Genomic DNA, 21,984 nt, shown 5'->3' with positions numbered 1-21,984 from the left:
TAAAGAATGATTGTATGGAGGAGGTTTAAAGATGTCATTGAGTCATAAACATCAATGTAGAGAGATCATCACGAAGGCGATCTGCGGCAAAGGTCGTAAGTTCTCTACCGTAACACATACCGTGACTCCGCCACATGGTCCGACCAGTATTTTGGGGGCTTGGATTATCAACCACCAATATGAAGCCGTATCAGCGGGGGACGGAATTGAAGTTATTGGTACTTACGATATCAACATTTGGTATTCCTATGACAAAAACTCACAGACGGATGTAGCCAAAGAAACGGTGTCGTATGTAGAACATGTGCCTTTGTCCTATCTGGACCCGAAACACCGGGCCACCACGGTAGAGGTATCTGCGGATGCAACGCAGGAACCAAGCTGTGTGGAAGCCACGGTGTCGGCAGGTGGAGGCAGCGTAATTATCCGGGTAGAACGGGAATTCGCTGTTGAACTGGTCGCCGAAACCAAAGTTTGTGTGAAAGTGTGCACGGATGGCTGTGGAGATTATGAAGACAAGGATTATGACTTCGGCAGTGGAGATGGAGATTATGACGATCTCGATCCCGACTTGCTTGACGATGAGCTGTAAGCTTAGCGTTCTTGATTCATTAACTTAAGGTATCATATGCGCCGCGAGCGGCAGTGAAGAGGGCGTAAGCCCTCTTTTTTTCATTTTGGGCGAGAAACGGGAGGATGGACAGGATGAATGTGATGGAAGAGGCCGAGGAGGCGGTGCGCCGATATGAACGCATGCTCCCTCGCGAACGGACAGATCGCCTGAAACGATCCGGGATTGAAGTGCATGCTTCGCGAGGCAGGCGTGATCGAGAGTTGGGATTGCGTGTTCGTTACGATGTAGAGATATGCTGTCTGCAAGCGATCCGTATCAAACGTAGGGACACCAGCGGTATGGGTGGAGCGCAAGAAAGTGTGCTGGATCGTGAAGCCGCATCAACGTTGTTCAGACGTATTGAACGGCTTGCAACCAAAACCTTGTATACGGTTGGACTGGATCACGGCGCAGTAAGACTGGAAGCCTCGGGAAAGAGCGGTTGTGCAGTCATTTCGATTGATCCAAGGCCATGGAAGGGCATGACTGATCTCTCTGCCATGTATCGTGCAGGCTGGAAGCAGCTTCAGACTGAGCTGGATGAAGAACTGCATCATAATGCAGCCCCGATACTTGGAATGGACCCCGAGTTCCTGCTTGTGCAGATGCCAGAGTCCAAAATCGTGCCCGCCTCCAGATTTCTCGAACGAACAGGCGTAGCTGGCTGCGATTCCGTGACGATTGGTGGACGACGAATATATCCTGTAGCCGAACTGCGACCTGCCCCAAGCTCTGAACCGCGTGAACTGCTCGCTCATCTGATGAGAGCCTTTGCGGCCGCATCCCGAAGTATTAGTGATCATTCGCTGATCTGGCAGGCAGGGGGAATGCCCCAGCGCGGATTGCCACTCGGTGGACATGTTCATTTCAGTGGCGTTACGTTAAACGGAGAGCTGCTGCGTGCACTTGACAATTATCTGGCATTGCCACTCGCCGTTCTTCAGGACCCCCGAGGTTCTGGCAGACGTCCACGCTATGGGGCATTGGGGGATTTTAGGCTGAAATCCTACGGTGGATTCGAATACCGCACTTTACCTAGTTTTCTGGTATCTCCTCTGGTTGCCAAAGGTGTTGTTGCTCTGGCTGGTCTTATCGCAAAAGACTATCAGCAACTGCGTCAACGTCCATTGGCGAAGGCGGCTATTCATACTGCTTTTTATGAAGGGAACCGTGAGGTGATGCAAGCGTATATTCCGGCATTGCTGGATGACCTGACGAAAATGGATGGTTTTGAACGTTATGAACAATACGCGGCTCCTTTAATTAGCCAGCTAAGACAGGGTAGGACATGGGACGAGAGTCGGGATATACGTAAACTCTGGAATATTCGAGCAGGTTCATGAAGAGTGGGCACTTTTTTGGTATAATGAGAAATAAGTCGATTTTGATCATCGTTACGGAAGAAATGGAACAGCAACCTGTGAGGGACGCGGCGGATGGCCGAAACATGAGGCGGTGGCACGAATCAGTTGCCTGACCGCCTTATTGCTCCTTCCGGTACAGCGTCTCTTCCTGACAACATTGGAACGGATGGAGGATACTCATGGCTCAGTATACGCCAATGATTCAACAATATTTGCAAGTGAAGGCCGAAGCGCAGGACGCTTTTCTTTTTTTTAGATTAGGTGATTTCTATGAATTGTTCTTTGAGGATGCGGTCAATGCTTCCCGTGAGCTTGAAATCACATTAACAGCTCGCGCTGGAGGTGGAGAAGATAAGATCCCGATGTGCGGCGTGCCTTATCATTCGGCTGACAATTACATACAGCGCTTGATTGAAAAAGGATACAAAGTGGCCATCTGTGAACAGATGGAAGATCCAACGGTAACCAAAGGCATGGTACGGCGTGAAATTGTACGAGTCATTACACCGGGAACGGTGATGGAAGGCAAGACATTGGGGGATAAGTCCAATAACTATATGGTTTGCCTGACAGGAAACCAGAACACACTTGCACTGGCTGCCTGTGACTTGTCTACTGGGGAACTCTACGTGACCTCAGTTCCATACTCCCAAGAATGGCTCAAGGATGAAATCGGGATCTACGAACCTTCGGAACTGGTGGGGGATGCTGCGCTGCTGGATACGGTGGCTACCCAGGCATCTCCAATTGGTCGACCTGTGGTGTACACGCCGTGGACGAAGAGTAAAGAAGATTTGGTGCGTCAGCAATTCGGCGAAGCGGTATGGGCACGTCTGGAGCCTGAACGCCAAGCGTGTATAGCGCGTCTTTTCTCCTATTTAAGTGAGACACAGAAGCGTTCACTCGGACAATTGACACAGGTTTCAACGTATGAGCCTGACCACTTTATGATACTGGACCCGTTTACTCGGCGTAACCTGGAACTGGTGGAAACCGTACGTGAGCGTTCCAAAAAAGGTTCGCTGTTATGGCTGCTGGACCGCACAGAGACGTCCATGGGTGCACGAATGCTGCGTCGTTGGGTTGATAAACCCTTGCTGCAAAAAGGAAAAATCAATGAGCGTTTGGAAGCGGTAGATACACTGTATAACCAGTTTATATTGCGGGAAGATCTGCGTGCTGAACTCAAAGACATCTATGATCTGGAACGTCTGGTGGGTCGAATTGCCTTTGGTAACGCTAACGGACGGGATCTGAATGCACTCAAGCTGTCATTGGACAAAATTCCGGGGCTGCGTCAGTATTGTGCAGATTCGCCTTCCACAACGCTGCAGCACATTGCTAGTGTTATGGATGATTGCAATGATTTGCGAGATGCAATCGGTCAGGCAATCGTTGATGAGCCGCCTGTGTCGGTACGAGATGGTGGCTTAATTCGCGAGGGGTATCATGAGAGGCTGGACGAGCTCCGGGAAGCATCGGTGAATGGCAAGCAGTGGATTGCAGAGCTGGAAGCCAGAGAGCGCGAAGCGACCGGCATTCGTTCTCTGAAAATCGGTTACAACAAAGTATTTGGATACTATATTGAAATTACCAAGTCGAATCTGGCTTCTTTGCCGGAAGGCCGTTATGAGCGGAAGCAGACTCTTGCCAATGCCGAGCGTTATATTACGCCCGAACTGAAAGAGAAGGAAACACTGATTCTCGAAGCGCAGGACAAGATGGTCGATATTGAGTACGGCTTGTTCGCGGAATTGCGTGAACGGCTCAATCAGGAAATCGCCAGGCTGCAGAAGTTGGCTGAGCTGGTCGCTGAGATTGATGTGTATCAATCCTTTGCGGTCATCAGTGCAGAGCGCAATTTCGTAAAGCCTACATTGACTGATGGGTATGATCTGGTCGTGGAACAGGGACGTCATCCGGTGGTTGAAGCGGTGATGCGAGATGGAGCTTTCATCGCCAACAATACTGCAATGCAGAAGGACGAGGCGCACATTCTGCTGATTACCGGTCCGAATATGGCGGGGAAAAGTACGTATATGCGGCAGGTGGCACTGATTTCGATTCTGGCTCAGATTGGCTGTTTTGTGCCGGCAGGACAAGCTGAAGTGCCGATCATGGATCGCATTTTCACACGAATTGGTGCAGCAGACGACCTCATTGGCGGGCAAAGTACGTTTATGGTGGAGATGGCTGACATTCAGGTGATGACGGATAAAGCAACACCACGCAGTCTGATTATTATCGACGAATTGGGACGTGGAACATCCACTAGTGAAGGTATGGCCATTGCTCAGTCCGTTATTGAATATGTGCATGATATCATTGGCTGCAAAGCGCTTGTATCCACTCATTTCCATGAGCTTGCTCATCTGGAAGAGAGTCTGGACAAGTTGGCGAATTACTCCATGGCCGTTCAGGAGAGTGGGGACAAGGTTAATTTCCTGCGCAAATTGATTGCCGGGGCTGCCAGCAGCAGCTATGGGATCTATTGTGCACGGCTTGCAGGTCTGCCAGACAGCATCATTGAGCGGGCGAATGGCTTGCTGCACGGTTTCGAACATGCGGCAGCCCAAGTTGCAGTCGGCAGCGAATATGCAGGGAATAGCAAACAGCAGATTGGCGTTGATGTGCGAGGCGGTGCGGAGTTCCAAGCTGCAGATCATTCGTCATTGATCCGGGAGAGCGAGTCTGCGGTACCTGCCGAGTTCACAGTTTCGAGTGAAGATTCAGCAGGTAAACAAAACGACAAGAAACAAAATGGCAAGCAGCAGTCGGGCTCCAAACATGCGGACGTGGTTCAACTGTCCATATTTGGTGATGACGAGCCAAGTGTAACTCCGAAACCGGATGTGGTTGCGGTTGACAAGCCCGCCCGGGAGTTTATCCGTCATATGAAAGATATTGATGTCATGAACATGACGCCGCTTCAAGCGATGCAGATATTGAATGATCTTAAGTTGAAGGCACAGCAACTATCCTGAGTATAGGGGAGGGGAAAACCTGTGGCGAAAATACATGTACTTGATGAACATATTGCCAACCAGATTGCGGCAGGTGAGGTCGTTGAACGGCCTGCTTCAGTTGTCAAGGAGTTGTTGGAAAACTCGGTAGATGCAGGTGCCACCAAAATTGAAGTAACAGTGGAAGAGGGCGGCCTGCTCAGCATTCGTGTCAAAGACAACGGTTCCGGTATCGAGGCTGAGGATATGGAAACAGCCTTTTATCGTCATGCAACCAGCAAAATAGCCCAGGGCCGCGATTTGTTCCAAATCACAAGTCTTGGATTCCGTGGAGAAGCCCTGGCGAGTATTGCCGCTGTATCTAAGGTAGAAGTGTTATCGGCCAGTGGAAATGACGGGCGAGGGCGCCGTATCGTAATTGAGGGCGGCAAACTTTGCTCCCATGAGGATGCAACCTCACCTCAAGGCACAGAGTTTGCAGTGAAAGAACTATTTTTCAATACGCCTGCCAGACTTAAATATATGAAAACGATCCAGACCGAGCTGGGTCATATCTCGGATGTACTTTACCGAATGGCGATGTCTCATCCAAACATTTCGTTTAGGCTGCGTCATAATGAGAATGTGCTGCTTCAGACGCTGGGGAACGGGGATCTGCTGCAAGTGGTGGCAGCGATCTATGGTACAAGTGCTGCCAAAGCGATGCTCCCGATCCAGGGTGAAAATCTGGATTATCGTGTGAGCGGGCTCATCAGTTTGCCGGAATGGACTCGTGCCAATCGTGGCGGCATGTCAACCATTGTGAATGGACGATATATTCGGAATTACGGTCTCAATCAGGCTATTCTAAAGGCGTATCATACCTTGCTGCCTATTAATCGGTATCCGCTTGTCGTGGTGCAATTGGAAATGCATCCGTCCCTGGTCGATGTGAACGTACATCCGGCGAAGCTGGAAGTTCGTTTCAGCAAGGAAGCAGAGCTGTACGAGTTTGTTGAAACTACACTGCGAGGTATATTGCGGCAGGAAGTGCTTATTCCACAGGTAACCAAGCAGCAAATCAGACGTGGAGACAACAGTTCCTTTATTCAGGAGCAATTCCTCTTTCCAAGAGGTCCTTTGAAGGATGAAACCGAATCGGCAGGTTATGGGCAACAAGGTCCGTTGGGGAAACAGCCTGAGCTTGGTAAATTGACTCCTGAGGATGATGATCTGGATGCTCCGGCCGATGTGCAATCAGGTCCTGATGGAAATGGTATGGGTCAGATGTTACCGTTGCCTGAAGCTCCACCTGAGATACCGCCCTCCTATGATCCATTTGGGATGATAAGCGGGGAATCAGGATCTAATGTACTGAAGCATAATTATAGTGATAACGAAAATTCCCATAGCGGTCCAGCTTCTGCTGTGAGTGGAAATAACGGTGCTGCTGAAGATCGTGCTTCGCAAGATGCCGCACCTTCCGTAGAGGATAATGGGCCATCTGCTCCTGCTACACAGGGTGCTGTTTCTGCCTATCGTTCCCATTCGGTGAATTCTCCGGTTAGAGAAGGTCGTTCATCTTATAATCCGTCTGCGCTGGGTGCAAAAGGAGAGCGGAGCTGGAAGGCTGCAAGTTTACCGGACCCGGCAAGACTGGCATCTGCTGTTAAATCAGATGTTTCGATGCCTGCATTTCCTGAATTAAGCCTGATTGGACAGCACCATGGGACGTATTTGATTGCCCAAAATCAAGACGGTCTATATCTGATCGATCAGCACGCGGCTCATGAACGAGTGAATTATGAGTATTACTACGAGCAGTTTGGCAATCCGGCTCAAGCTTCGCAGGAGCTGCTGCTGCCCATTACACTGGAGTTCACACCATCCGAGACCGAAAAGCTCAAAACAAGACTGGCTTGGTTCGAGCAGGCAGGTGTGTATTTGGAACATTTCGGCGGACAGACCTTCCGGGTGCGTTCCCATCCGTTCTGGTTCCCCAAAGGGGATGAGAAGGACATTATTGAAGAGATGTCAGAATGGGTTCTGAGTGAACGTAGTATTGATGTTGCCAAGATGAGAGAAGCGGCGTCCATTATGTGCTCCTGCAAGGCTTCTATCAAAGCCAATCAGAAATTGACGGATCAGGAGGCGGAAGTATTGATTCAGCGTCTTGGTTCCTGCCGTCAACCATATACTTGTCCACACGGGCGACCGATTGTGGTGTCATTTTCAACCTATGATCTGGAGAAATTGTTCAAACGGGTCATGTAGCTATTTAGGAGGAAGTTATGTATATTACAACCGGTGAAAAGGAAGCAGGCCACCTTGTGGAACGTGCACGAAACCTTGCGGAAACAACGGGAGGGACCTATATATCGCGCCAAAAAATGTCTTTGCCTGCACTGGTCGCACATTATGGGATAGATGAGGTTCTGGTTGTACTTCAGGGTAAAGTACGTTTGTTTCGTCCGGATTCACCGCTGCTTGAGTTCCACCCCAGTATGGGATTTGTACGCGCCAAACGTGTGTTAAATGGAGAGGCTGACCCGATGCTGGAGGCGGGGGCTGTACTTGAAGGGGATACCGTTATCGACTGTACAGCAGGATTGGGCACGGATGCACTGGTATTCTCGGTTGCAGTAGGCAAAAGTGGCCGAGTGATTGCATGCGAAAGTTCCCTTCCGCTTTATACGCTGCTAGTAGAGGGAATGTCCCAATATGAGAGTATTAAGCCTGCGGTAAATGAAGCTTTCCGGCGCATTGAGCTGCGTCATGCAAATCATCTCGATTTACTGCGCTCCTTGCCGGATCGAAGCTGTGACACGGTCTATTTTGACCCCATGTTCCGTGAACCGATGATGGATTCAAGTGGCATCAAGCCTTTGCGGGATTATGCAAATCACAATGCATTGGATGAACAGAGCATTATTGAAGCGAAAAGGGTTGCCCGCAAGCGGGTGGTCATGAAAGAGAAGCGCGGCAGCGCGGAGTTTACGAGACTCGGTTTTGAAGTACACGACCGGGGCAATGCAAAAACACTGTACGGAGTGATTAATGTTGAAAGCGGAAGTTAAACCGAAGCTGCTTGTGCTGGTCGGACCAACAGCTGTAGGCAAAACGAGAATGAGTATTGAGCTTGCACAGGCGTTCAATTGTGAGATTATTTCAGGGGACTCCATGCAGGTATATCGCGAAATGGATATCGGGACGGCCAAAATTACTCGCGATGAAATGAAGGGTGTACCCCACCACCTCATTGACATCCATGAACCGGAATACCCCTATTCGGTGGCGGAATTTCAGGAGAGCTGCACACGTCTGATTGGGGAAATTCATGAGCGCGGCAAGTTGCCTTTTATTGTTGGGGGTACCGGTCTGTATGTGGAATCGGTAAGTTATGGCTTTCAATTCTCGGACAGCGGCTCGGATGAAGCGTTTCGGGATGAACAGTTCCGTTATGCCGAGCAGTATGGCCCGCAGGCGTTACATGATAAGCTAAGGGTCATTGATCCAGTTAGCGCAGAACGACTGCATCCGAATGACCAGCGACGAATTGTTCGTGCACTTGAGATTTATCACCTCACAGGTGAGAAGTTATCCGAGCAGCTGGCTACCCAGAAAAAAGAGTCTCCATATGACCTGCTCATTGTGGGTTTGACGATGGATCGTCAGAAACTGTATGCCCGAGTGGAAGAGCGAATTGATCTTATGATCGAGCAGGGGTTGGTAGACGAGGTCAAGTCATTACTGGAGCGCGGCGTAGCGAGAGGGCATATCTCCATGCAGGGACTCGGCTATAAGGAAATTGCGGCTTATCTTCAGGGTGAAGTAAGCTGGGAGGCTGCTGTAGAGTGGCTGAAAAGGGATACGCGCCGGTTTGCCAAGCGGCAATTGTCCTGGTTCCGTCATATGAAGGACATTGAATGGGTAGATATGACGGATACCGAAGATTTTGCAGGCAATTATGCCCACGTATGTGAGCTGATCAAACGCAAATTTGACTGAATATAGAAGGTGGGTATTGCCACCTGTTTAGGACTATAGAACCTCTATCTTTTAGAAATGAAAGGTAGAGGTTTTTTATATGAAATCGTGATTACAATAAGGCAGTTATAGGAAGCCTGTGAGGATTCTATTGAAGAAAATTGTTGTAAAAAAATAACATAAATATTAAAATAATTAAAAAAATAAAATATTATAAAATGCGCTTGTTAGTTTGGGTGAAAGGCTTTACATCGGAAGGGGGGAGATTGTATGAGTGCGGAACCGAGCGGAGTGGCAAGTTTATATTTCTTTTTCTCAGGATTATTTGGAATTGGGTTTGCCATTGCGGGTCTAGTTGCCTTGATTTGGTTAATTATCGTTCTAATCCATACCAATACATACCTGAAACTCTTAATCGAAGATAGAAGAAATCGGCAAAATATGACGTTAGCCAGCGAAGAAGGGAAACCGTTTACAGGTCAGGAGAAGTGAAGAGGAATGCAGGCGAAAAGGGAGAATTTGTCCCTCTTTTGCAATTCCGGCAAGCGGTGTATAATGGATAAGTCTTCTAGTTGCAGGCGAAGCGTTGGCAAAGGTGCAAAATAGCAGACAAGGGGTTTTTGTGGATTATATGAATCCGTTCATGATATAATAGCACGAAAGCTACTCAGCGATATTGAATATTACTTAAACACGAATTCAAATGAACCAATGGGGGTACGGCTAATGAACAAGTCCATCAACATCCAAGATACGTTCTTGAACCAACTGCGGAAAGAAAACATTCCAGCTACGGTCTATCTGACCAATGGCTTTCAAATCCGCGGAACGATCAAGGCATTTGACAATTTTACGATCGTCATTGACAGCGACGGACGCCAGCAAATGGTCTACAAGCACGCCATCTCCACGTTCACGCCGCAACGCAGCGTATCGCTGATGCAGCAAGATAATAGCGGCGAAGCTTAAAAAATTACGAAACCTTTTTATCAACCATTTCGTCTACACGTATAGGAATTGAAACAGAGCAACCTTAATAAGGGTTGTTCTTTTCATTCCGGGGTAAATAAGCTTTATAGAAGCTTGAGCCAGCAGACGAATAGAAATTATGCAACCGAAAGGGAGTCAGGAGGTAACATGCCAAACGATCCGTTGTCGAGGTCTAACAATCGCAACAGTAATAACAAGTCATCCAAAAAAGCGAAGCCAAAGACCTCTAAAAAGAAAAAAATTACGGGTAAACGCGTTGGATGGACACTGTTTTTTACCATGGCAATCGCCATATTCTGTGCACTTGGCGGATATTTATTTATTATGGTGAGTGGGGAAAAGCTGCTCAAAGCCAATATGGACAAAACAACAATCAATGAAACTTCGAAAGTATATGATCGCAACGGACAGTTAATGGGCGAGTTGTCCATTCAAAAGCTGGAGCCAGTCAAAGAAGAGGATATTCCGGAATTAGTAAAGGAAGCCTTTGTTGCGACCGAGGATAAACGATTCTACGAGCATCAGGGCGTGGATATCTGGTCCATCGGACGGGCGGCGGTAAAAGACGTCATGGCCCGCTCCATGGTGGAGGGCGGCAGTACGTTGACCCAGCAGCTTGCGAAAAATATGTTCTTGTCCCGTGACAAGACCTTCTTCCGTAAAGCAACGGAAGTATCCATTGCGATGGCATTGGAGCGCAAGTACACAAAAGACGAAATTCTGACGATGTATTTGAACCGGATTTTCTTCGGGCATCAGCGTTATGGGATTAAGGCAGCGTCTGAATTTTATTTTGGGGTATCTGACCTTAACAAATTAAAAATTTGGCAAATTGCTACGCTGGCAGCGATGCCTAAAGGGCCTTCTGCCTATAACCCGTTGAGCAATCCCAACGATTCCAAGGCACGCCGCGCCGTGGTATTGCAGCTGATGTATGAGCAAGGTTATATCACCAAGGCGGAGATGGATGAAGCCAAAGAAGTAGATTATGACTATACTCCACCTGAGAAAGAGCAGAAGTATCAAGCCTTTATTGACTATGTTCTGCGTGAAGCGGAAAAAGTGACTGGTAAAACGGAGGATGATCTGAATATCGGCGGGTACAAAATTTACACGACGATGGATGCTCAGGCTCAAACAGCCATGGAGAGTGCGTTCTCGGATGATAGCTTGTTTGAGTCAAGTAAAGATGATCAACCCGTTCAAGGCTCCATGGTAATTATGAACCATGAAAATGGTAGTCTCGTCGCTTTGCTGGGCGGACGGGATTATCAAACAAAGGGCTACAGCCGGGTAACACAGAGTCGCAGACAGCCTGGATCGGCATTTAAACCGATTGTGACTTATGCACCTGCACTTGAGTCAGGTGATTACAATGCAAACTCACCTCTCAGTAATGAAAAGCAGTGCTTCGGGAATTACTGTCCGGGTAACTTGCATGGTTATTCTTCAACCATTAGCATGACGGATGCCATTACAAAATCGGAGAACATCCCGGCAGTATGGCTCTTAAATAAAATTGGTGTGAATACAGGTGTTCAGTTTGCAAAAAGCGTAGGTATTCAGCTTACGGATGAAGACAAAAACCTGGCGATTGCGCTGGGTGGTCTTAGCAAAGGTACGAATACGCTGGAAATGGCGCAAGCCTATAGTGCATTTGCCAATCTGGGTGAGTACCAGCAGGCGTATTCCATTAAGGAAATTAAGGATAGTTCCGGGAAAACGACCTTTAAACATGATAAATCGGATACAACACGTGTCATGAGTGAGCAAAATGCATATTCCCTGACGCAGATGCTGCAAAACGTGGTGAATGACGGTACAGGTCGTTCCGCACGTCTGGATCGACCGGTTGCTGGTAAGACAGGAACCGTTCAAAGTGGTATTTCCGGCAACAGTGCCAACCGTGATGTTTGGTTTGTCGGATACACGCCAGAATGGACTGCTGCAGTATGGATGGGTTATGACAATCCTGATGCAAACCATATGCTCAAGAATAGCAGTAAGCTGTCAGCGGCGTTCTTTGCCAAGGTTATGGGGGATGCGTTAAAAGGAGTGCCTGTGAAGGACTTCAAAACTCCAGCAGGAGCCCAGACACCACCTCCGCCGGAAAAAGAACCAGAGCAACCATCGCTTTCTGTTAGCGGGTTGAATGGTTCTTACGATCCATCTACACAAACGGTGTCACTGAACTGGACTGCAACAGGCGATTCGTCAACACAGTATCGGATTTATCGGAAAGAATCTTCCGAAGGACAGTTCACCCATCTCATTGATGCTGTAGGTTCGACCAGTGCACAAGATTTAAGTGCGCTCCCTGGGCTTACTTATGAGTATTATGTAACAGCCTATGATCTTGCCTCTGGACTGGAGACGGATCCGTCCAATACCATATCGCTGATGATTGAAGCGGAGGAATTGGTACCGGAACAGCCAGATACGGGCACGGAGCCAGGAACGGAACCGGGGACCGGACAGCCGGGAACAGAAAATCCGGACAACGGTTCTCCGGGGAATGGAAGTTCTGAGGGGAACAATGGCAACGGCAACGGCAACGGAAATGAAAATGGCAACAATGGTAACGGGAATAATGGAAACAACGGCGGGACAGGTCAAGGTAACGGACAGACCGGAGAAGGAAACACGCCGCCTGGACAGGGAACAACAGAACCTGGAGGTACGGGTGAGGGTTCCAATGATGGGTCTGTAACGACACCGGGTGAGGTAGTCACACCACCAGATAGTGGAAACAGCGGTAACACGGGTGAGACGAATGCACCGCCAGATTCCCAAGCTGGAACCGGTGGTTAATGAGAATAAACCGCATTAAATAATTACAACCAAAAGCCTGCTCCCTGACGTTGGGGATGCAGGCTTTTGGGTTTGTGTAATGTTTGGAGTGGAACAAGAGCCCTGCAACAGATGGGACAAAGCTTGATTTTGAGTGTATAACTTAAATATGGTAAGCTGTAACTATTCGTAATACGTTGTGCAAAGTCGATTCAGGGACTTGTGGAATCGGTAATGCGGACGGTATTCGCTGTTCACCAATATTCAGCAGGTCACGGACCTGTAGTCGGCAAAGAGGGGTTCGTATGAAACGGAAATTCGGGGACCGCGCGAACTGGCGCCGGATTACGAACCGACAATTTACATGCCGGTTCGTTCAATCCAAAATTTTCACAGGTTACATTACGCTGTATACGATACAAGATTTGAAAGAGCCTTTGTGGAAAACCTATGGAGGAAGTACCTTCTGCATTGCGGATAAAGGTTATTCCTGGCTGCAGTATTATCCCAAAGGCGAGCATTTTGTTGTAACGGCTATGTTTGACGATCAGGAGCGGATTGTTGAATGGTATATTGATACTTGCCGCAGTCAGGGCATAACTGATCAGGGTGTTCCGTGGTTTGATGATCTGTATCTGGATGTCGTCGTCCTGAAGGATGGAGAAATATTTTTGCTGGACGAGGATGAACTTGAAGATGCTCTTTCACGTAAGCACATTACGACGGGGGATTACGATCTGGCTAACCGGACAGCAAAGGACTTGTTGCATGCCATTGATGCACATGTGTTTCCTTATTTCCAACTGTCTCTGAAGCATAGACAAACCCTGTTTGAGAATGGGGAGTTCAGAAAAAATATTCAGATTTGAGTCATGGAAAAGTCGTAGAATTCTTCATCATCCTTCTAATATTAGAGCACCTGATAGAATACATTAATAATCAGGAGAGTTCAGCCCGATAAAATAGAGGTGATGGCGAATGAACGGACGGGTCATGGCTGCAGGAGGGCAACCGGGAGGCAGACCATCCAGACAAATTAATGTTGTTTTGCGTAACCAGGAGCCTCAGATGCTGGTCAAAGAAGAAGAGACGGCAATACAGGCAGCAAAAGGCTTAGCCAAGCATGCGCACTTTCAGGAAATTCAAGGTGAATTGGAGCAACTGGTTGGACTGGAAAATATCAAGGATTTGGTATTTGAAATCTATGCTTTCTTACAGATTGCCCAGATGCGTACCGAAGCAGGACTGATAAGTGGGGCGCACGTGTATCATATGATTTTTAAAGGCAATCCGGGAACTGGAAAAACAACGGTAGCACGGATCGTTGCGAAGCTGTTTCAGAAGATGGGAGTTCTGAGTAAGGGTCATCTCATTGAAGTGGAACGTGCAGATCTGGTCGGGGAATACATCGGGCATACTGCACAGAAAACGAGGGATTTGGTCAAGAAGGCTTTGGGAGGAATCTTGTTTATTGACGAGGCGTACAGTCTGGCTCGCGGGGGCGAGAAGGATTTTGGGAAGGAAGCTATCGACACACTTGTGAAATCAATGGAAGATAATAAGAATCAATTTATCCTCATCCTGGCTGGATACTCGGAAGAGATAGATTTTTTTCTGCAGACCAACCCCGGATTACCTTCCCGTTTTCCGATCCAGGTTGAATTTCCGGACTATAGCATTGATCAATTGATTCAAATCTCTGAAATTATGGCCAAGGAACGTGACTATATTCTCATGCCACAGACCATACTCAAATTAAAGCAGCATCTGCTTCAGGAAAAAAATGAGTCTCTTCATGCGTTCAGCAACGCCCGATATGTCCGAAATGCCATTGAACGATCGATTCGACATCAGGCCGTTCGATTATTGGAGCAGTATACCCAGGGGAATCCGGGAAAACTAGAGCTGATGACCATCCGCACAGAGGATTTGAAGTTTGAGCAAAAGTAAGCGATAATATAATTTTTAACGCAGCCGGCCGGGTTAACCGGTTCGGCTTAAAGCATGCCATGTAAGCATGGTGACACAGAATATATGCGGAGACGTAGTAGAAGGAGTGAATATACACGATGACAAATGGCACACATGATACAGATATGGTGAAGAAGGATCGCGCCGTGTTGGTGAGTCTGGTTACCGATGAGGTCAAACGTTCGGGTATTAACCCGGAGTACTCCCTTGAGGAGTTGGTAAAACTCGCCGAGACGGCAGGCGTGGAAGTGCTGAGTGTATTGTCACAGAACCTGAAAACCCGGGACACCAAATGGTTCATTGGTAAGGGGAAAGTGGAAGAACTTCGTGCAGTGGCTGAGGAAATGGGAGCAACAACAGCTATTTTTGACCAGGAGCTGTCCGGTGCTCAAGTTCGTAACCTGGAAGAAGCGTTGGATCTCAAAATTATTGACCGCACCCAGCTGATTTTGGATATCTTTGCGCAGCGCGCCAACACAAGAGAAGGTATTATCCAGGTTGAGTTGGCTCAGTTGAGCTATTTGTTACCACGTTTGTCGGGTCACGGGAAGAATTTGTCCAGACTTGGTGGCGGAATTGGAACGCGGGGTCCAGGTGAAAGTAAACTGGAGACGGATCGTCGACATATTCGTGGCCGTATAGATGACTTGAAGCGTCATTTGGAAGAAGTGACGCGTCATCGCAAGCTGCACCGGGAACGTCGTAAAAAGACGGGGATCGTTCAGGTAGCCCTTGTAGGTTATACGAATGCGGGTAAATCGACCTTGCTTAAACAATTAACGGCGGCAGATGTGTACATTCAAGATCAGCTGTTTGCCACACTGGATCCGACCTCACGGACGATGGAACTGCCAAGTGGTAAAGAAATCGTACTCACAGATACGGTAGGGTTTATACAAAACCTTCCTCATGATCTGATTGCCGCTTTCCGTGCAACGCTGGAGGAAGTGAATGAAGCGGACCTTATATTACATGTGGTCGATGCATCATCTGCAATGCGTGAAGACCAGATGAGAACGGTACACACGATTTTGCAGCAACTGGGTTCAGGGGACAAGCCTCAATTGGTATTGTATAACAAAAAGGATGCTTGTACACCGGAGCAGCTGGAAATGCTTCCTTTGGATAAAGAACATATCAAAGTGAGCGCTCTGGATGCAGATGACTTGCTGAAAATTCGTGAGCTTATCCAGGCTGAATTGACTGGCGCTACCAAACGGTTCCGTATTCCGGCTGACCGTGGTGATCTTACATCTGTACTTTACAAAATTGGTGATGTAGTTGAGACCACATTTGAAGATAATGATGTAATTTATGAAGTGGAACTGCAAAAAGGCGAATATGAAAAATTCGGTTATTTACTTGAAGATTTCATACAACTGTAACGTCGATGACATATTTGTATGATAAGTTGACACGATAATTGATATTTGACGTCAGATTCGTGCTATGAAGGGGAATGAAGCAAGATGGCAAGTTTTGATTCAGAGATTATTGAACTACAACAACAGGTTGAACGTCAAATTGAAGGGCAATTGCAACAGATTGACCGTATCACCGATCATAACCAATGGAAAGTAATTAATGCTTTTCAGCGTAGAAAAGTCAGCGATTTTCACTTTGCGGGTTCAACGGGGTACGCTTATAACGATCGCGGGCGTGAGGTACTTGATGAAGTGTATGCCGATGTGTTCGGTGCAGAGGCGGCACTGGTGCGTCCCCATTTTGCATCAGGTACACATACCATTGCTACGGCTTTGTTTGGCGTACTCCGTCCAGGCGACGAATTGTTGTACATTACGGGTAAGCCCTATGACACATTGCATAAGGTCATTGGCAAGCCTGGTGATGGAACAGGATCGTTACGGGATTTCGGCATTGGCTATCAAGAGACGGCTCTGTTAGAAGATGGCGGAGTAGATTGGGTGGCGGTAGAGAAAAGTATCAATGCAGCGACAAAAGTCATTGGTATTCAACGCTCCAGAGGATATGATTGGAGATCTTCCTTCTGTATTGAAGAAATCTCTGATATGGTTACACGTGTAAAGGCGATCAAGGAAGATGTCATCGTTTTTGTGGATAACTGTTATGGTGAATTCACGGAGGAACGTGAACCAACTGAAATTGGGGTGGACCTAATGGCAGGTTCACTGATTAAAAATCCCGGTGGAGGTCTGGCGGAAACCGGTGGATACATATGCGGGAAGGAAAAGTACGTACAATTGGCTGCCTATCGTTTGACTGCGCCCGGAATCGGCGGTGAGGTTGGCGCGATGTTGGGAACAACTCGTGGCATCTACCAAGGACTTTACATGGCTCCGACAATTGTAGGACAGGCCATTAAAGGGAGCACATTCGCTGCGGCGATGTTTGCTGCATCCGGATTTGTAACCAAACCGGCATGGAACGAGATGCGTACAGATCTGATTCAGGCTGTACAATTCAGTACGGCCGAGCATTTAATTGCCTTTGTGCAAGGAATACAGCGGGCTGCTGCAGTAGATAGCCATGTAGTTCCTGAACCGTGGGACATGCCGGGTTACGAGCACCCTGTCATCATGGCGGCAGGTACGTTTATACAGGGTGGAAGTCTGGAATTGTCAGCAGATGCACCTATCCGTGAGCCTTATATTGGCTATATGCAGGGTGGTTTAACATACTCTCATGTTAAATATGGCGTTTTGATGGCATTACAGACGATGAAAGAACGCAAATTATTGTGAGTTTATCTAACACATCATTGACACTTAGTAATAACTAACTGTACAATAGAGTGAAGAAAAGATGACTGGAAGGTTGATGAATGATGGGTGACGAAATTCGCAGAAATATGGCCTTATTCCCGATAGGTATTGTAATGAAACTTACGGATCTGTCCGCGCGTCAGATTCGTTATTATGAGCAGCACAGCTTGATTGTTCCTGCGAGAACGTCAGGTAATCAGCGTTTGTTCTCTTTCAATGACGTAGAACGATTGCTGGAAATCAAGGCTCTGATTGAAAAAGGAGTTAACATCGCGGGTATTAAACAAGTGATGAATCCTGTATCCAAGGAGTCAGAAGAAGCGACTGTTATTACACCCGATACGGAAGTGAAACGCAGAGAACTTTCGGACTCCCAACTGCACCGTCTGTTGAAACAACAACTGGTGTCAGGTAAGAGACCTGGACAAGTATCTCTCATTCAGGGAGAGCTTTCCCGTTTCTTTAATAAAAAATAAATTCGTATAACCTCGTAGGTCAGGGGAAATCCTGCTTTTAGGTAGGAGGACTCCTTGACCCATGCAATATTCTAATGTACAAATATAACAGGCAAGCCAATTACGGAGAGAAGAAAGGGAGAGGGTATCGTGAGTTTTACTAAAGAAGACATACTACGCATCTCAAAAGAAGAAAATGTACGATTCGTTCGTTTGCAATTTACCGATTTGCTTGGAGCAATCAAAAACGTTGAAATTCCTGTGAGCCAACTTACCAAGGCTCTGGACAATAAAATGATGTTTGATGGTTCTTCCATTGAAGGTTATGTTCGTATTGAAGAGTCCGACATGTACCTCTATCCGGATCTCGATTCTTGGCTGATTTTCCCTTGGGTAGCCGAGAACCGTGTTGCTCGACTGATTTGCGACGTATATCTTCCGGATGGTAATCCGTTTCCAGGAGATCCGCGTGGCATCTTGAAACGAAACCTGAAAGAAGCCGAAGAAATGGGATTCACTTCCTTCAACGTCGGTCCTGAACCAGAGTTCTTCTTGTTCAAAACAGACGAAAAAGGAAACCCGACTAACGAACTGAATGACCAAGGTGGATATTTCGACCTTGCGCCTACGGATCTTGGTGAAAACTGTCGTCGTGACATCGTTATCACACTTGAAGAAATGGGCTTTGAGATCGAAGCTTCCCACCATGAGGTAGCTCCAGGTCAGCATGAGATCGACTTTAAATATGCTGATGCTCTAAAAGCAGCAGACCAGATCCAAACGTTCAAACTCGTTGTTAAAACGATTGCACGTCAGCATGGTTTACATGCTACCTTTATGCCGAAACCGCTGTTTGGTATGAACGGTTCCGGTATGCACTGTAACCAATCCTTGTTCCAAGGCAAAGTGAACGCATTCGTAGACGAGTCGGACGAGCTGGGTCTGAGCAAAACTGCACGTCACTTCATGGCTGGAACTTTGAAGCATGCGCGTGCGTTTGCAGCAATTACGAACCCAACAGTGAACTCATACAAACGTCTTGTACCAGGTTATGAAGCCCCTTGTTATGTAGCATGGTCCGCCAGTAACCGTAGCCCAATGATCCGTATTCCAGCTTCCCGTGGTCTGAGTACACGTGTTGAGGTTCGTAATCCGGATCCGGCTGCTAACCCTTACTTGGCTTTGGCTGTTTTATTGAAAGCAGGTCTGGACGGAATCAAACGTGAGCTTTCCTTACCAGCTCCGATTGACCGTAACATCTACATCATGTCAGAAGAAGAGCGTGTGGAAGAAGGCATTCCAAGCTTGCCAGCTGACCTGAAAGAAGCATTGAACGAATTGATCCGCAGCGAAGTTATCTGTGATGCTCTCGGCGACCACGCCCTGGCTCACTTCTATGAGCTGAAAGAAATTGAGTGGGACATGTATAGAACACAAGTCCACCAATGGGAACGCGATCAATACATTACATTGTACTAATAGCTCAATCCCTTGGCGCTCTAGCGCTGAGGGTTTTTTCTTTTTGTGGGCAAGGGAATGAAATTGACGATAAAAAGTAATGTCCCCCAAAATGGCTCCCAAAAAATAATGGTGATCAAGCATATCATTCGTGAATGCTTAACTTCCTTCATCAGCTTATTCGTTAATTAAAAAAGCCGGATAGAATATTATTCTATCTGGCTTTATATCTATAGGTCTTAGTCCTTAATTTCTGATAAATAGTAATCATATAACCCATCAATAGAAGAGCTAGAAAGTAAGTGAGTGGCTGCTTCAATCCATTCTCTCTTCCAATCAAACCAGCGCATTTCAATTAACTTCGTGATTTCTTCTTCTGAGAAACGCTTCTTTACTTCTTTTGCAGGATTGCCACCAACGATCGTATAAGGGGCAACATCTTTTGTTACAACAGAACCTGCTGCAACAATTGCACCTTCACCAATGGTAACACCTGGCATAATCATGGCATTCATGCCGATCCATGCATCGCTTTCGATAACGGTATCTCCTTTGGGTGAGAAGGAATGGCTAATTTGATCAGCAAACGGATAAACAGTGATCCACTCCGCATGATGATTGTTATTTCCTCCCATAAGAATGACGACACCGGCTGCGATACATACATAATTACCAATAATTAATCGATCTAATTGCCATCCAAATTCCTCAATCGGATTGAACAAGCTCCTCGATTTTTCATCTCCCCATAAATATCTCACACATCCGTCTTCAAAAGAAGAATTGTTATCGTAATAACCAGAGTAATAGGAGTAATCGCCGACTTCAATTAATGGATTAGTTACAATATCCTTCAAATACTTAATATCAGACCAGTGACTAAATTGGTTTATATTCATTTTAATTTCCTCGCTTCTAAGTTATATCTGGGCAACTTAGAAGCTTGATACGGTAGCTACATTCTTTAGCTTTTTTAGACGACGAACCATCTAAATCATCCTTCCTTAAGATATGAGGGCGATTATAGCAATGACCTCTTTTTTTGTCAATCCTATTCTCATAAAGAGATGTGTGTAAGTATTCTCGCTCAAAATGTATATGATGAAGAGAAAAATGTAGAATTTTAATTAGACGGAAAAGCGCGTCTATGAAAAAAGAGAACGTTCTAATTTTTTTCTCTGTTTTTACAGTATCTATATGTTGATAGTTTCATATAATTACAGTATAATTTATTTATATTTTTAGAAATTAAATTTTGAACAATTAATTGGAGATGTTGATATGGAACAAGAGAAACAACTCGTTGCCGCACAGCGGACATTTTTTTATACAGGTCAGACCAAGCCGATTGAGTACCGTATTCGTGCTCTTCAGCAATTAAGACAGGGAATTGAGAAGTATCAGCAACGTATTCTTGATGCACTTCGTGCCGATCTCAATAAATCCGAAACAGAAGCTTATGGCTCAGAGATTCGCATCGTATTGGGTGAACTGGATTTTGCATTGGAACACTTGGAGGAATGGGCTACACCAAAACCTGTGCCTACAAATTCTGCTATACCTGATGGCACAAGCCTGATTTATCCTGAACCTTATGGCGTTGCTCTTATTATTGCACCGTGGAACTATCCGTTCCAATTGGCCTTTGGTCCTCTGATTGGAGCCATTGCTGCAGGTAACTGTGCCATTATTAAGCCGTCGGAATTAACTCCTGCGGTATCACGTCTGACTTATGATTTGATTCATGAGATATTTCCTATTGAGTACCTGGCAGTTGTGGAAGGGGAAGTTGAGACAAGTACAGCATTATTGAAGGAAAAGTTTGATTATATTTTCTTTACAGGCAGTACAGGTGTTGGCCGTATCGTTATGAAGGCTGCTGCCGAGCATTTGACTCCGGTTACGCTTGAACTAGGTGGCAAGAGTCCGGTCATTGTTCACCAGGATGCAGATTTGCAGCTGGCAGCTCAGCGCATTGTTCGCGGTAAATTTCTGAATGCTGGACAAACCTGTGTCGCTCCGGACTACCTGCTTGTACACGAGAATGTACATGACAAATTACTGGAATTGATCGATGCAGAGATTCAGGATAAATTCGGAGATGATGTGATGCAAAACGCAGATTTTCCGCATATTGTCAACGGGCGTAACTTCGACCGATTATCGGTGTTGCTCCAAGATGGCAAAGCACTGATTGGGGGACGTTCTGAGCGTGATCAGCTGCTTATAGAACCAACAGTATTGGGACATGTGGATTGGAATTCCCCTGTGATGCAAGAAGAGATCTTTGGTCCGATCCTTCCTGTATTTAAGTTTAAAGACCTCAATCCTATGCTAGATGAGATTATTCGCCGTCCAAAACCACTTGCATTATATCTCTTCACTAAGGATGAGGCTCTGCAGGATCAGGTTCTGAATCAAGTATCTTTTGGTGGTGGTTGCATAAATGACACATTGTCTCATATGACTTCACATTATCTTCCGTTTGGCGGAGTAGGAGAAAGTGGAATGGGTTCCTACCATGGTCAACAGAGCTTTGATGTGTTTTCTCATCATAAGAGCATTCTTAAACGCAGTGAATAACAAGCTTACGTAGAGCAATATAAGCAGTAGGCAGAAAAAGAGGTTGTCCCGTTCAACGGGACAACCTCTTTAAGTATCTTATTGTGA

General features: G+C 46.6%; 17 protein-coding genes. 16 read left to right on the top strand and 1 reads right to left on the bottom strand.

The window, feature by feature from the left end; translation table 11 throughout:
* Positions 1-31: 31 nt before the first annotated feature.
* The 15 genes from Q0V21_RS02215 (at position 32) to glnA (ending at position 19,335) form a co-directional block, all read left to right on the top strand.
* Positions 32-592, top strand: a complete 561-nt coding sequence (locus Q0V21_RS02215) for an outer spore coat protein CotE (protein ID WP_079349268.1) — start codon at positions 32-34, stop codon at positions 590-592.
* Positions 593-705: 113 nt separating this feature from the next.
* Positions 706-1,956: a putative amidoligase domain-containing protein gene (locus Q0V21_RS02210; RefSeq protein ID WP_301877373.1), complete on the top strand. Its 1,251-nt coding sequence runs from the start codon at positions 706-708 to the stop codon at positions 1,954-1,956.
* Positions 1,957-2,156: 200 nt separating this feature from the next.
* Positions 2,157-4,961 (top strand): DNA mismatch repair protein MutS, encoded by a 2,805-nt coding sequence (gene mutS / locus Q0V21_RS02205; protein WP_079349267.1) that lies wholly within the window; start codon positions 2,157-2,159, stop codon positions 4,959-4,961.
* A gap of 21 nt (positions 4,962-4,982) precedes the next feature.
* Entirely contained in the window at positions 4,983-7,193 is a 2,211-nt protein-coding gene (gene mutL, locus Q0V21_RS02200) for a DNA mismatch repair endonuclease MutL (protein ID WP_301877372.1), read from the top strand.
* A gap of 17 nt (positions 7,194-7,210) precedes the next feature.
* Positions 7,211-7,996, top strand: a complete 786-nt coding sequence (locus tag Q0V21_RS02195) for a class I SAM-dependent methyltransferase (RefSeq protein ID WP_094937262.1) — start codon at positions 7,211-7,213, stop codon at positions 7,994-7,996.
* Positions 7,980-8,927: a tRNA (adenosine(37)-N6)-dimethylallyltransferase MiaA gene (gene miaA, locus Q0V21_RS02190; protein WP_483312362.1), complete on the top strand. Its 948-nt coding sequence runs from the start codon at positions 7,980-7,982 to the stop codon at positions 8,925-8,927. The genes Q0V21_RS02195 and miaA overlap by 17 nt, the downstream gene beginning before the upstream one ends.
* A gap of 249 nt (positions 8,928-9,176) precedes the next feature.
* Positions 9,177-9,398, top strand: coding sequence for a hypothetical protein (locus Q0V21_RS02185; RefSeq protein WP_301877370.1), 222 nt, complete (start codon positions 9,177-9,179; stop codon positions 9,396-9,398).
* Between the two features lie 234 nt (positions 9,399-9,632).
* Positions 9,633-9,875 (top strand): RNA chaperone Hfq, encoded by a 243-nt coding sequence (hfq, locus tag Q0V21_RS02180; protein ID WP_017687918.1) that lies wholly within the window; start codon positions 9,633-9,635, stop codon positions 9,873-9,875.
* Positions 9,876-10,043: 168 nt separating this feature from the next.
* Positions 10,044-12,707 carry a PBP1A family penicillin-binding protein gene (locus Q0V21_RS02175; RefSeq protein WP_301877355.1) on the top strand — a complete coding sequence of 888 codons (2,664 nt, stop codon included), beginning with the start codon at positions 10,044-10,046 and terminating at the stop codon, positions 12,705-12,707.
* Between the two features lie 284 nt (positions 12,708-12,991).
* The gene (locus Q0V21_RS02170) at positions 12,992-13,555 is read left to right on the top strand and encodes a ribonuclease FAU-1 family protein (protein WP_024630470.1); all 564 of its coding nucleotides are present in this window, start codon (positions 12,992-12,994) and stop codon (positions 13,553-13,555) included.
* Positions 13,556-13,664: 109 nt separating this feature from the next.
* Positions 13,665-14,636 (top strand): AAA family ATPase, encoded by a 972-nt coding sequence (locus Q0V21_RS02165; RefSeq protein ID WP_024630469.1) that lies wholly within the window; start codon positions 13,665-13,667, stop codon positions 14,634-14,636.
* A 119-nt stretch (positions 14,637-14,755) separates the two neighbouring features.
* On the top strand, positions 14,756-16,042 hold the full coding sequence (gene hflX, locus Q0V21_RS02160; protein WP_301246683.1) for a GTPase HflX: 1,287 nt from the start codon (positions 14,756-14,758) through the stop codon (positions 16,040-16,042).
* 84 nt (positions 16,043-16,126) lie between these two features.
* Positions 16,127-17,380: a methionine gamma-lyase family protein gene (locus Q0V21_RS02155; RefSeq protein WP_285080109.1), complete on the top strand. Its 1,254-nt coding sequence runs from the start codon at positions 16,127-16,129 to the stop codon at positions 17,378-17,380.
* Between the two features lie 83 nt (positions 17,381-17,463).
* On the top strand, positions 17,464-17,877 hold the full coding sequence (locus tag Q0V21_RS02150; protein ID WP_024630466.1) for a MerR family transcriptional regulator: 414 nt from the start codon (positions 17,464-17,466) through the stop codon (positions 17,875-17,877).
* 129 nt (positions 17,878-18,006) lie between these two features.
* Entirely contained in the window at positions 18,007-19,335 is a 1,329-nt protein-coding gene (gene glnA / locus Q0V21_RS02145; protein WP_024630465.1) for a type I glutamate--ammonia ligase, read from the top strand.
* A 218-nt stretch (positions 19,336-19,553) separates the two neighbouring features.
* Here glnA and Q0V21_RS02140 read toward each other — a convergent pair whose 3' ends face one another.
* Positions 19,554-20,213, bottom strand: coding sequence for a CatB-related O-acetyltransferase (locus tag Q0V21_RS02140; protein WP_301877352.1), 660 nt, complete (start codon positions 20,211-20,213; stop codon positions 19,554-19,556).
* A 382-nt stretch (positions 20,214-20,595) separates the two neighbouring features.
* Here Q0V21_RS02140 and Q0V21_RS02135 point away from each other — a divergent pair, with 382 nt between their 5' ends.
* A complete protein-coding gene (locus Q0V21_RS02135) occupies positions 20,596-21,897 on the top strand; it encodes an aldehyde dehydrogenase (protein WP_301877349.1) in 1,302 nt (433 codons plus the stop codon).
* The last annotated feature ends 87 nt before the right edge of the window (positions 21,898-21,984 follow it).

It is taken from the genome of Paenibacillus sp. 11B, from assembly GCF_030487755.1.
Classification (GTDB): domain Bacteria; phylum Bacillota; class Bacilli; order Paenibacillales; family Paenibacillaceae; genus Paenibacillus; species Paenibacillus vandeheii.
Note: the sequence above shows the minus strand (reverse complement) of the source record. Positions and strands in the feature narration are given on the sequence as shown.